13 protein-coding genes and 2 pseudogenes are annotated in these 12094 nt (G+C 41.2%); 11 read left to right on the top strand and 4 right to left on the bottom strand.

The window, feature by feature from the left end; translation table 11 throughout:
* Positions 1-130 precede the first annotated feature (130 nt).
* The 4 genes from hflX to glnA all read left to right on the top strand — a co-directional run bounded on the left by hflX (position 131) and on the right by glnA (position 4663).
* Positions 131-1420, top strand: a complete 1290-nt coding sequence (gene hflX / locus NYE58_RS20920; RefSeq protein ID WP_341002964.1) for a GTPase HflX — start codon at positions 131-133, stop codon at positions 1418-1420.
* 133 nt (positions 1421-1553) lie between these two features.
* Positions 1554-2828, top strand: a complete 1275-nt coding sequence (locus NYE58_RS20915; protein WP_341002963.1) for a methionine gamma-lyase family protein — start codon at positions 1554-1556, stop codon at positions 2826-2828.
* A 62-nt stretch (positions 2829-2890) separates the two neighbouring features.
* Positions 2891-3301 carry a MerR family transcriptional regulator gene (locus NYE58_RS20910; RefSeq protein ID WP_019910684.1) on the top strand — a complete coding sequence of 137 codons (411 nt, stop codon included), beginning with the start codon at positions 2891-2893 and terminating at the stop codon, positions 3299-3301.
* Positions 3302-3334: 33 nt separating this feature from the next.
* Positions 3335-4663, top strand: a complete 1329-nt coding sequence (gene glnA / locus NYE58_RS20905) for a type I glutamate--ammonia ligase (protein ID WP_036687730.1) — start codon at positions 3335-3337, stop codon at positions 4661-4663.
* Between the two features lie 105 nt (positions 4664-4768).
* On the opposite strand, the pseudogene NYE58_RS20900 reads toward glnA, so the two are convergent.
* A pseudogene (locus NYE58_RS20900) lies at positions 4769-5050 on the bottom strand (tyrosine-type recombinase/integrase); the annotation flags it as partial.
* 189 nt (positions 5051-5239) lie between these two features.
* On the opposite strand from NYE58_RS20900, the gene NYE58_RS20895 reads away from it, so the two are divergent.
* Positions 5240-5752, top strand: coding sequence for a hypothetical protein (locus NYE58_RS20895; protein ID WP_076220983.1), 513 nt, complete (start codon positions 5240-5242; stop codon positions 5750-5752).
* A 275-nt stretch (positions 5753-6027) separates the two neighbouring features.
* Here NYE58_RS20895 and NYE58_RS20890 read toward each other — a convergent pair whose 3' ends face one another.
* Positions 6028-6369 carry a hypothetical protein gene (locus NYE58_RS20890; RefSeq protein ID WP_076220981.1) on the bottom strand — a complete coding sequence of 114 codons (342 nt, stop codon included), beginning with the start codon at positions 6367-6369 and terminating at the stop codon, positions 6028-6030.
* A gap of 728 nt (positions 6370-7097) precedes the next feature.
* On the opposite strand from NYE58_RS20890, the gene NYE58_RS20885 reads away from it, so the two are divergent.
* Together NYE58_RS20885 and NYE58_RS20880 are read left to right on the top strand one after the other, a co-directional pair.
* A complete protein-coding gene (locus NYE58_RS20885; protein WP_341002960.1) occupies positions 7098-7637 on the top strand; it encodes a hypothetical protein in 540 nt (179 codons plus the stop codon).
* 71 nt (positions 7638-7708) lie between these two features.
* Positions 7709-8386: a hypothetical protein gene (locus NYE58_RS20880; RefSeq protein ID WP_076220385.1), complete on the top strand. Its 678-nt coding sequence runs from the start codon at positions 7709-7711 to the stop codon at positions 8384-8386.
* Between the two features lie 186 nt (positions 8387-8572).
* Here the strand turns inward: NYE58_RS20880 and NYE58_RS20875 are convergent.
* Positions 8573-9436 (bottom strand): annotated as a pseudogene (locus tag NYE58_RS20875) (ATP-dependent DNA ligase).
* A gap of 68 nt (positions 9437-9504) precedes the next feature.
* On the bottom strand, positions 9505-10497 hold the full coding sequence (locus tag NYE58_RS20870; RefSeq protein WP_076220384.1) for a Kelch repeat-containing protein: 993 nt from the start codon (positions 10495-10497) through the stop codon (positions 9505-9507).
* Here NYE58_RS20870 and NYE58_RS20865 point away from each other — a divergent pair.
* The 4 genes from NYE58_RS20865 to NYE58_RS20850 all read left to right on the top strand — a co-directional run bounded on the left by NYE58_RS20865 (position 10496) and on the right by NYE58_RS20850 (position 11977).
* The gene (locus NYE58_RS20865; RefSeq protein WP_076220383.1) at positions 10496-10681 is read left to right on the top strand and encodes a dUTP diphosphatase; all 186 of its coding nucleotides are present in this window, start codon (positions 10496-10498) and stop codon (positions 10679-10681) included. The two genes, NYE58_RS20870 and NYE58_RS20865, sit on opposite strands and share 2 nt — an antisense overlap.
* Positions 10682-10944: 263 nt before the next feature.
* Positions 10945-11391: a hypothetical protein gene (locus tag NYE58_RS20860; RefSeq protein ID WP_076220382.1), complete on the top strand. Its 447-nt coding sequence runs from the start codon at positions 10945-10947 to the stop codon at positions 11389-11391.
* On the top strand, positions 11388-11672 hold the full coding sequence (locus NYE58_RS20855; RefSeq protein WP_076220381.1) for a hypothetical protein: 285 nt from the start codon (positions 11388-11390) through the stop codon (positions 11670-11672). Before NYE58_RS20860 ends, NYE58_RS20855 begins: the two co-directional genes overlap by 4 nt.
* Positions 11669-11977, top strand: a complete 309-nt coding sequence (locus NYE58_RS20850; RefSeq protein ID WP_076220380.1) for a hypothetical protein — start codon at positions 11669-11671, stop codon at positions 11975-11977. The genes NYE58_RS20855 and NYE58_RS20850 overlap by 4 nt, the downstream gene beginning before the upstream one ends.
* Positions 11978-12094: the final 117 nt, after the last annotated feature.

Here is a 12094-nt window from a genome sequence, read left to right as displayed (position 1 = left end):
ATGAAACTTATGATAAAATGTTTTGAAGCGCTGTGAATGAACAGGTTCATCTGTATAACATCAGCAAGAAGTGAAAAACTGATTAAATGGTACACAAAGATTCTATTACCGTCATAAGGAGCATGAATAAATGGCAATAACTACGCATGATACAGAAACGGATATTCAAGATCGGGCGATATTGGTCACTCTCGTCACAGATAAAATTAAACGTACCGGTATTGACCCAGAGCTTTCTCTGCAGGAATTAGTACAATTAGCAGAAACAGCAGGTGTTGAAGTCCTGGATGTGTTGCGTCAGAATAAGGAAACACCGGATTCAAAATGGTTTATCGGGAAAGGTAAGGTAGAAGAGCTCCGCATGGCCGCTGATGGTCTTGGAGCTAATACGGCTATTTTTGATCAGGAATTATCTGGAGCGCAGGTACGGAACCTTGAAGAGTCTCTGGATCTGAAGATTATTGATCGGACGCAGCTCATTTTGGATATTTTTGCTGGGCGGGCCAAAACGCGAGAGGGTATTATTCAAGTAGAGCTGGCACAGCTGTCCTATCTTTTGCCACGGTTATCCGGTCAAGGCAAAAACTTATCCAGATTAGGCGGGGGGATAGGAACCAGAGGACCAGGTGAAAGTAAGCTTGAGACCGATCGCCGTCATATTCGCGGTCGGATTACGGAGTTGAAACGCCAGTTGGATGAGGTAGTTAAAACCCGTGAATTGCACCGTGAACGCCGCCGTAAGGCAGGGGCAGTGCAGGTTGCTCTAGTCGGCTACACGAATGCTGGTAAATCGACGCTGCTTAAGCAGCTTACGGATGCGGATGTTTATATTGAGAATCAATTGTTTGCTACGCTTGACCCTACTTCACGTGTGCTTCAACTAACGGGTGGCAAAGAGGTAGTGCTTACGGATACTGTAGGTTTCATTCAGAATCTTCCTCATGATCTTGTAGCATCTTTCCGCGCAACGCTGGAGGAAGTCAATGAGGCCAATCTGGTGTTGCATGTAGTGGATGCCTCATCTCCAATGCGTGAGGAGCAGATGGAGATTGTACAAACTATTTTGCAGGACTTAGGGGCAGCTAGCAAACCGCAAATAATACTTTTTAATAAAATCGATCTATGTGAGCCTGAGCAACTGGAAATGCTGCCAACAGGCACAGGGTTTTTGAAGATCAGTGCGTTTAACCCGGAGGATTTAACCCGGATTATTGAAATTATCTCTGATGAGTTGGCTGGAGATACGCTGAATTTTCGCATTCCTGGAGACCGAGGCGATATTTCTTCCCTGCTTTACAGAGTAGGTGAGGTTCTGGAAACCACCTATGATGAGAACGATGTTATCTATAACGTCCGTCTTAATAAAGAGGATTATGATAAATGGGGTTACATGCTTGCTGATTTTGTGGACCAGCCGTAATCTTCTTTGTTCCCCTAAAGTGGAAATGCTTGTTGTATAGGTATAAAATAATAGCTAATGACAAAAAGCGTCAGGCAACTGTCGCTTTCTGTCATTATGATGGCAAGTAAATGTAAGGAGCGAATAAGAACTAATGGCAGTTTTTGCAGAAGATATTTTAGGAGCGGCAGAGTCCGCAGAAGTTGAAATCGAAGGTGCAGTCAAAGCTCTTGATCGAATTGTCGATAAGAATCAATGGAAGGTTATTGAAGCGTTTCAACGTCATCAGGTCAGTGATTATCATTTTGCGGGTTCAACGGGGTATGCTTACAACGACCGTGGACGCGAAGTGCTGGATCTTGTCTATGCTGACGTTTTTGGTGCGGAATCAGCCTTGGTGCGCCCGCATTTTGCTTCAGGAACACATACCATTTCAACAGCCCTCTTTGGTGTGCTGCGACCAGGAGACGAGCTTTTATACATCACAGGTCGTCCGTACGATACCTTACACAAGGTGATTGGCCAAGCAGGAGATGGGACAGGCTCACTCGCAGACTTCGGAATTACATATCGGGAAGTTGCCCTTACATCAGCGGGTAAGATTGATTGGGAAGAGGTAACTCTCTCTATCAATGAGAAAACTAAAGTAATTGGAATCCAAAGATCGCGTGGTTATGATTGGCGTGCTTCCTTCACAGTAGCCGAAATAGGTGACATGACAGCGAGAGTGAAGTCATTGAAACCGGATGTTATTGTGTTCGTTGATAATTGCTATGGTGAGTTTACTGAAGAGCTTGAGCCTCCACAGGTTGGAGTGGATCTAGTAGCGGGTTCATTAATTAAAAATCCTGGTGGTGGAATTGCTGAGACGGGTGGATACATCTGTGGGCGCAGAGATCTAGTAGAGCTTACAGCGTACCGTCTTACAGCTCCTGGTATCGGCGGCGAGGTAGGCGCAATGTTAGGAACTACCCGCGGGTTATACCAAGGTCTGTTCATGGCTCCGCATACAGTTGGACAAGCCCTTAAAGGCAGTATTTTTGCGGCAGCTGTATTTCAGCGCTGCGGGTTTGAGACGAAACCAGCGTGGAATGAACCTCGTACAGATTTGATTCAGGCGGTTTCCTTTGATGGACCGGATCACTTGATTGCCTTCGTGCAGGGAATTCAACGTGCTGCGGCGGTAGACAGCCATGTAGTTCCAGAACCATGGGATATGCCGGGATATGAACATCCTGTCATCATGGCGGCAGGTACGTTTATACAAGGTGGTAGCTTAGAGTTATCGGCAGATGCGCCTATCCGTGCGCCTTATATTGGCTATATGCAAGGGGGATTAACCTACTCCCATGTCAAATATGGCGTTTTGATGGCACTCCAAAGTATGCGTGATCGAAAATTACTGTCAGAAAATCTTACACACCATTGACACGCTGTATTAGGAAATGTACAATGAGATCAGAAAAAGATCATTGGAAGGTTGGATGAGTCATGGGTGATGAAATCCGCAGAAATATGGCATTATTTCCTATTGGAATTGTAATGAAGTTAACTGATTTATCTGCAAGACAAATTCGTTATTATGAACAGCACAGTTTAATCGTACCTGCACGTACCTCTGGGAATCAACGTTTGTTCTCTTTTAATGATGTTGAGCGCCTATTAGAAATTAAGGCCTTGATTGAAAAGGGTGTTAACATTGCTGGCATCAAGCAAGTAATGAACCCAGTCTCGAAGGAATCCGAAGAAGCTACTGTGATTACCCCTGACACAGAGGTTAGACGTAGAGAGCTATCAGATTCGCAGCTTCACCGTTTGCTGAAGCAAGAACTAGTTTCCGGTAAAAGACCGGGACAGGTATCGCTTATTCAAGGTGAGTTATCCCGGTTTTTTAATAAATAATAATATACAGAGTTTTGAAAGGGAGAGGATCACGTGAGCTTTTCTAAAGAGGATATTTTACGCATTGCCAAGGAAGAGAATGTTCGTTTCATTCGTCTGCAATTTACAGATCTGTTAGGTACTATCAAGAATGTAGAGATTCCGGTTAGCCAATTGGAAAAAGCACTCGACAACAAAATGATGTTTGATGGTTCCTCCATCGAAGGTTATGTACGGATTGAAGAATCCGATATGTATCTCTTCCCAGACCTTGATACTTGGGTAATCTTCCCTTGGGTGACTGATAGCCGTGTTGCACGTCTGATTTGTGACGTGTATATGCCGGATGGTACTCCATTTGCTGGAGACCCACGTGGTATCCTGAAGCGTTGTCTGAAGGAAGCCGAAGAAATGGGCTTTACAGCGATGAATGTTGGTCCTGAACCTGAATTCTTCTTGTTCAAAACAGACGAAAGAGGTAACCCAACTACAGAATTGAATGACCAAGGTGGTTATTTCGACTTAGCTCCTACAGACTTAGGGGAAAACTGCCGTCGTGAAATCGTATTGACCCTTGAAGAAATGGGCTTTGAAATCGAAGCCTCCCACCATGAAGTGGCTTCCGGCCAGCATGAAATTGATTTCAAATATGCTGACGCGATCACTTCTGCTGACCAAATTCAAACCTTTAAGCTCGTCGTGAAGACGGTTGCCCGTCAACATGGCTTGCATGCAACTTTTATGCCTAAACCATTGTTTGGTATTAACGGATCTGGTATGCACGCTCACCAATCCTTGTTTAATGGCAAAGAAAACATGTTCTACGATGAAAGTGACAAGCTAGGTCTGAGCAAAACTGCACGTTATTATATGGCTGGTATTTTGAAGCACGCTCGTGCTTTTGCAGCGATTACTAACCCAACAGTGAACTCTTACAAACGCCTTGTTCCTGGTTATGAAGCACCTTGTTACGTAGCTTGGTCTGCAAGTAACCGTAGCCCGATGATTCGTATCCCGGCTTCGAGAGGGCTTAGCACACGTGTTGAAGTTCGTAACCCGGACCCGGCAGCTAACCCATACCTCGCACTTGCTGTTATGTTGAAAGCAGGGCTAGACGGAATTAAGCGTAAGCTTGATCTTCCAGCTCCAATTGACCGTAACATCTATGTGATGTCTGAGGAAGAGCGTATTGAAGAAGGCATCCCAAGCTTGCCATCCGATTTGAAAGAAGCGCTAAGCGAAATGATCCGCAGCCATGTAATTACCGAAGCTCTCGGCGAACATGCGCTGGCTCACTTCTACGAGCTGAAAGAAATCGAATGGGATATCTACCGGACACAAGTTCATGAGTGGGAAAGAAACCAATACATGACACTTTACTAGAACCTTTAAACCCTTAACGCCTTAGGCGTTGAGGGTTTTTTTAGTGTGTGGGCGTGGGAGTAGTAAGGGACCTCTGTAATGCCGGTGCCCACAAAATAGTGGGTGCTATTCGAGGATAAATCTCATGTGGGCTTCGTACTTTTCCATACTACTTTCTTCGATTTTCTTGGAAATGTGAGAATAGACATCAGATGTAATTGTAATACTGCCGTGTCCGAGTCGCTCCTGAACATACTTCATATCATTGCCTGCTTCTAGCAGTAACACTGCATGAGTGTGTCTTAGTGAGTGAATCGGCATAGGTGGATGACCGATCCGTTTCAAAATTCTCGAAAAGGAATTGAATAAAGAACACTTTGGCATGAAGTTTCCATCATCTCTACAAAAAAACTAAATTATTGTATAAACTCATTTTATGAGTTAATATCTATTTATGGATTAAATGCGACAAAAAACCTCAATTATCCTTTTATTTTCGTGAATTATTTATAGTAATTAAATACTATATTATTAATACAAATAATGGTTTGATACCATTAAAATCCAAACTATTCATAATATTGGGAGGTAGTTAGTTTGATCAAATTTTTAGGACTAGGTTTGGCCGCATCATTACTTTTTACTCCTATAACAAGCTTAGTAGATTCACCAACGGTTCAAAAACCTTCAGTATCTGAGGTTTCTTCTGTAGAAAGTTTTACTTTTAATAATAATATTTACGAAGGACCAGGAACGAAGATTTTGGTGGGAGACGGAATTGAAGTACCAGAAATTTCACTTTTTTCAGAGGCATATAAGATAATCCCTGTGAACCATACTGGTGGAGCTTTTAATGATGAATTCACTAGTACACCTTCAGATGGGGTTAACTTAAACATCTGGATGCGAAATAACAGTGGTCATTCGGTTCAATTTCAAGTAAAACGAAATGGGTTACTATTCACTGATCAAGAAATTGCTGCTGGCGCACAGAAAACAGTTTCTTTCAAAGATTTGTTAGGTAATGGTCTGGATGGAACTTATAAAGTGTATATATATAGTACATCTGGATATTCGCTTGATGTTGATGTAAGTGCTAGACAATTCTAAAAAAAAGCGCTTTAGAACACATCATCTACCCTCATGGTAGATGATGTTTTTTTATATGGCGCTTTGTTGATAGCGGATTCCGTAGCAAGCTTTATTTGTTTTGGTTTTCGCAGTAGGTCATCTTATGGATTATGGAGGAATTGTAGAAGGGTATACACCAGACTCTATTAAGCTCGCTGGAGCTCATTTTGTTCGAGGGCGATTTGAATTCAGAGCATACATAAAGTAGCCCGCTAACCTTACACAGGTTGGCGGGCTTTTTTTTCATAATATTTTTATTTATCTCTATCTACTAGAATTGTAAATGACTTTATGTTTCCTAATGCATCATAGGCAAATATATTTGCAGCTCCATATTGAACGGCACTAACCCATCCATTTTCATGCAATATAATGGCTCCATCATTATAAATTAGTTCACGGAGAACGCCAGGGATGCATCTCTGTTCTCCTGAATCCATGTAAATAGTAATTTGTTCAAAAGTAGGTCCACTTGCTACACTAGAAACTGGTATTGGGTCAGGAGCTGTAGTGGGAGCAGTTGCTGCAAATGAGGTAGACCCTAAAGCGAAACATGCAGATACAGTTAATAGGCCAGCTAAGATTTTCTTTTTCATAATTCAACCTTCCTTCCTATATTTGGGATACACACCAATTATGATACATATATATCCAAATAGATTATTTATAATATATTTGGGATATTAAATATTAATTTAATTCTAATTCGAGTGATACTCTTATCGTATGACATAGTAATGTATACATAATGTTCCAATTCTAGTATTCTATATGCAGGCGGGGTGTTGTGGATAACCTGAATGTAAATGATGTGAAATACATATGAGTTCTAAAACTTATCTTTATCAAACTTAATTAATACAAATGGAGTGATCGTATTGAGTAATGTATACAAAGTCTTGAAGACGGATGTAGAATTTCTAACAGCTAATTACAGGTAGATATACTTGAACGCCGTGGTGATCTAGCTGGCTGCATAATTGATTGTGGAGGTCCAGTCCAGAAATGGAGCCCAGTTAGCGTTAAGGTTGCTGATGCTTATTACATGAGAAGTGAATTTGAATTTAGAATGGTTTTGGCATAAGCATGTATAACAAATACCCCGTCAACCTTAAGTGGTTGGTGGGGTATTTAGAGTTCAGGAAAATTTTCCTTACAAGTGAATAGTTAAACTAGTTTTTAAAAGTTTACAAACTTATTTTTTTAAAAAATTTGCAATTTCACCCATCTTATAATAAAATAAATATTTTAATATAAGTAATAAAATTCCAATTTAAGAATAAATCTTATTTATTAAAGAAATTTACCGAAAAAGGAGTGCATTATGATTAAATCGCTTTTTTTAGCCATTTGTGTGTCTATTCTTTTAGTAGGTTGTTCTATTCAGAAAATATCTGGTCCGATGGAGAAAGATCTAGAGGGACCCAATATTGCCTTGAAGATAGCTGTAGTAGGTGCAAATGATTTGGTAAAAGTGGAAAACGTAGATTATGTTAAAAAAGACCTAAAAGAGCTAATAAGTCACTCAGAAGAGATATTCGATGGTTTAATCATTTCTCAAGATAGTATTGAAGAAGCTTCGAAAAAAGAGTATAGAGATTATTTTAAATATATTAAATATCCAGTTTTCTTTATTGGAACAGAAAACATACTTGTTGCAATGTTTCGCGCAGATAATGTGACACTAGAAGATGTTCAAATTGATGGCTGGGGTCCCCATGTTTCGGGGTTTGTTAATTCAAAAGAGGGATATAGGACTTGGGAGTTTCATTTACCAGATAATCCTACGAGGTTTGATGAAAAAGATCTAGCTAATAGAATCGCTAAAATAATGGAAGAAAATAAAATTTATAGTAGAAAATAATAAAAAATGCTATAAAATTTCTTATTATGTGCGTTATAGTATAAATATTCCAAAAAAGGAGGATTTATATTATGAAGAAGCGTTTATCTATTCTATTATCTAGTGCATTAACTCTCGGTATGCTATTGTCCGTACCACTTCCGACCTTTGCCCAAAGTACTTCGAGTGAAGTTCAATCAGTTCCAAGTCTAGAAGGAGTAATCGATCTCAACAACATTGACGATCTTGGCGATGAAGTGAAAGTCAGAGATATTAGTTATGAAGAAGCTGTTACTGAGGTTGCAAGAATGAGAGGTGTTTCAAAATCGGAAATTGAAAGGACTCATCCGGACAAATCAGCTCAAAATTCAGCGAAAAATGCTTCTACATATGCTGACACATGGATTAAAGAAATTAAACTTCCACAAAGCGTAGGTACTTTGTATAAGCCAGAATTAGTAATATTGGTTTGGTATTATAACTCAGGTTCCTTTAGTCAATTTAATGAGTTGTTTGATGTACAATTCGATCTCGGTTCGCATAAAGCTTTAGGACCTGATAAGTCGTTCATAGGGACTGCTAGTGCAAAAATAGCTACTGCCCAAAGTATATACTGGGTAATCAATGGACATTTCTATGATTTAGGAACGACTATTGTGTCAGGCGGAGTAGAAGTTGGGGGCAAATTATGGACCGGAGTATTCACTATGTCGTATTCCACAAATCATTTTAAGTATTGGTATGAAAAAGACTTTTACAATATTCAATAATCTTAATCTGGTCAAGTCCTATTAAACAATGAGTAGTTTTCGAATTCAGTTCGCGATGAATTGATACTTCCGATTGGTTAGGATCAATAAAAGAATAGTATTGAACTAACAGTTCGGTCGAACTGATCTGTGAAGTCTGAAAGCTAAACACCCCACTGACCTTAATTGGTCGGTGGGGTGTTTTGTCTATACTATAAACTTCGTAAACACTGGACTTCTAAGCATACCTGACTTGGTCCAGTTCCTCATTCTTACCTTCGCTCTTAAGCGCGCCTCCAGATGTACAAACTCCTTATCCTCGCCTTTTACAAGCTGTTGGGCAACGCCTCTGAATACTTGCTTATGGATCGGTGACGCGCCGAGCTCTATAATCCCAGCTGGACGTAATTTACCAGATGAACCGAACGGTACAGCAGCTAGCCAACCAAATTCCTGTTTGCGATATCCGGTTATAAAAACATCTGCATAGGTCCAGTTGATAACCTTTTGCCACACGTGAGAGCGGCGACCAGTCTCGTATACGCTGTTTTTACGCTTACCTACTATGCCTTCCATACCCCGAGTTTCGATCTGCTCAAACAATGCCTCTCCAGCACCTTCCACGTGCGGCACTACTCCAAAGCTATTAGATGGTAGAGTTAATCCCGCTAGTATTTCCTAACGGCTCATCAAGGGCAACCCGAGCAGATCCTTGCCTTTGTACATCAAGATGTCGAAGATTGCATAATATGCTGGGAGCGTCCCAGTGAGTTGTAATATCTTATCTGCTCGCCTCGTCTGAAATCGGCTCATAACAGATTCGAAATCTGATACACCAGTCTCTGGATCAACGCAGGCGACCTCGCCGTCCAAAATAACATCGTCCATAAAGAGTAGGTGTAATTCAGGATACTGCCGAGTGCAATCATTATCATGCCGTGTATATAACCGGATCTTCCCGGACTCTTGAGAATAAATAAGTCGATGGCCATCTATCTTCGGTTCAAATATACAATCGCTGTGACTAAATGGTCCAGCAGCAGTTTGTAACAACATAGGCGATATAAACATATAAAACCTCCTTCATGCAATTGTAGCTCGTGACTACAAAGGATAAAGGAGGTAAGTGATGGGAAAAGCTATTTTGTTAAGGTATATTCACTGACTTCAAACGATAGGATCTTGTCATGCACAACGTATTCGGTTCGTTTAGTGAACGGGCCTTTGTTGTTACCATGCTTATCAATTCCGTAACGAGCTGATCCGGAAGCTGAGTCATACCAGTTTAAAAATGCTTGAACCTCTGACATTGACAAGTCGTATTCTTTCTCAAGGTCGGTATTCATTATTATTGTCAGAATTGCACGATCGCCTGACTGCTGCCCTGGAGTTGGTGAAGGTGTAACTGTTGGGGGTGGCTCCGATGTCGCCGTTGGCGTTGAAGTCGGTTCGGGTACAATCGAAAGCTTCTCCACTGTTTTTGTACTACCTCCAAAAACATATATAGAGTCGTTTAATACTACACTTCCAAATCCCCAACGTCCCGTATTAAGACTTGCACTTGTTTCCCATGTATCATTTGTTGGATTATATATTTCAACTGTATCGAGTGCAGGGTTTGAATATCCACCAATTACATTTATTTTATCCTGATAATTTATGGCTGAAACAGTATCTCTACTGGTTGGGGCGCTGCGTTTACTTGACCATGTGTCAGTCGCTGGATCGTACACTTGCACTTTATTATATGTATTGCTTGAGTAGCCTCCATCAAATAAATATATTTTCCCATTGTTCGTAACCGCCCCTGCTGCATGCACTGGTGTAGGAATGCCGGTTTTAGTTGACCACGTATTCGTTATAGTATTATACTCTTCAACTGTTCCTAAACCTTCAGATGTTTTATTTAATCCCCCAAAATAATAAATCTTACCATTTAGATTAGCTGAAGCTCCGACTCCTCTTTGAATAGAAGCATTACTTCCGACAGTCCAGGAGTCAGAAGCAGGATCATAAATTTCAACTTTATTTGAGTAATCAGAATCCAAATTCACAGGATTTCCAAGCGTCCCACCAATTACATATATCTTACCATTTACAACTTCTATAGCAAAGAAAGATGCGGTGGGCATGCTTTTTTTGTTATACCAGGTTTTGGAGAATTTCGATATGCATCGAAAACATTTTTTCAAAGGGGCACTATATGCTTTCTACGCTTTGGGGGAGCAAAGATTAGGATTTACCTTCGAGCAGATTGCAGAAGCCTATACAGCCAAGAACAAAGTAAACCATGATCGTCAATCCAATGGATATTAGGAATGAGATCGGCTGAAGAAACACTTGAACTGCTCCTGCAAGGTATGGATAAGCGGCGGCAGTATCTACGTCGGAAGCTCCGTAGGATTGACAAGCATGGTACTAAGCCGCGGCGCGGTGGAGGAAACGAACTAATAGGCTCAAATACTCCGGGCGCGCCGGCATGCTATCCGAGCACGCGACAATCCTTTGTATGCTTGAGGACATACGCCACAGCCGACAACACCCCGACAATCTATATAACGAGGAGGATGACACGGACGATGACTAAGCCTATGATACCAGAACGGATAGAAGAGAAGAAACAAATAGCAGTGACAGTATCCCGGATGCCGGAGGAGAAAATTAACGATTTATACGACAAAATATGCGAACTAGCGCATGCAGAAGACGGAGAACAGCTTGAAGATATTCTGAGTGAATTCAATCTTATGAATGTCGGATACGATGCTGCATGGGATGAGGTAGAGCGGCTGCTGGCTGCTCTAGAAGAGTCACAACAAAGCGCAAAAAATTGGGAAGAAAGCTATCTATCACTCCACGAAAAATTCAGGGAGAAGCGCACAGAGCTTGCAGAGGCACAGCAGACCATAGCCCGGCAACAAGAGGCAATGGATAGAGCATCTGACATGATGAATCATAAGCACCCAGCTTACAGATTGTTACAAGACGCACTGCTACCAGCAGAGGAAGGGAGCGACAAGGCATGAGTAACATGGGATTTGGAATATGGTGCGAATGTGATACTCGATCCTGCTATGTAGCACCAAAATTAAGATATACCAAAGAAGAGTTTGAGAAAGAAATCGCGATTGAGGTTGACGGATGTTACGAACTGGGAGAAACAAAGGAGCTATACGCAAGATGGTATCCAGTAGCACCTGAAGGGATTGATAGAGAAGGTGGTACTTATGCTTTCTGTGAGCCAAATAGAGGATCGTTTCCAGTGTGGGTTGCTGACGTTAAGCCACTTAGGGAGGGTAAGTCATGACACAAGTAAAGGATAAGACAGTAATTGAATTTGACGGAAACGCATATATACGCGAAGAATTTTCAGAAGGGTCAGCAAGGTGTTTTCTTATTACTGACTATTGCACCGACCCTGCTGCCAGCTTAGAGGTACAGACAAAGGCTATAGAGGTAGATGCACAAGGATATCTGTACAACTTAGCGACCGTTGTTAACGGGTACGAGGCGGCAGATATATGGGAAGATGATGAAATCATATCTATGTTAAAAGCCGCTCCCCGAGAGAGGGTAGAAGCGGCATATATCACGCTAAGTAGTTTGAAATAGACGCATACTGCGTAACAAGAAGTGGACTCATAAAAAGACGGCGCATTATTTACGCCGCTTACGTTTATGTGAAAATACTAGTGATAGTATTACAAAATATAGCTATCAATAATCTCA

This window comes from Paenibacillus sp. FSL L8-0708, assembly GCF_038009325.1.
Taxonomy (GTDB): Bacteria; Bacillota; Bacilli; order Paenibacillales; family Paenibacillaceae; genus Paenibacillus_AQ; species Paenibacillus_AQ odorifer.
The sequence above is the reverse complement of the archived record's forward strand: the minus strand, read 5'-3'. Positions and strand labels throughout refer to the sequence as shown.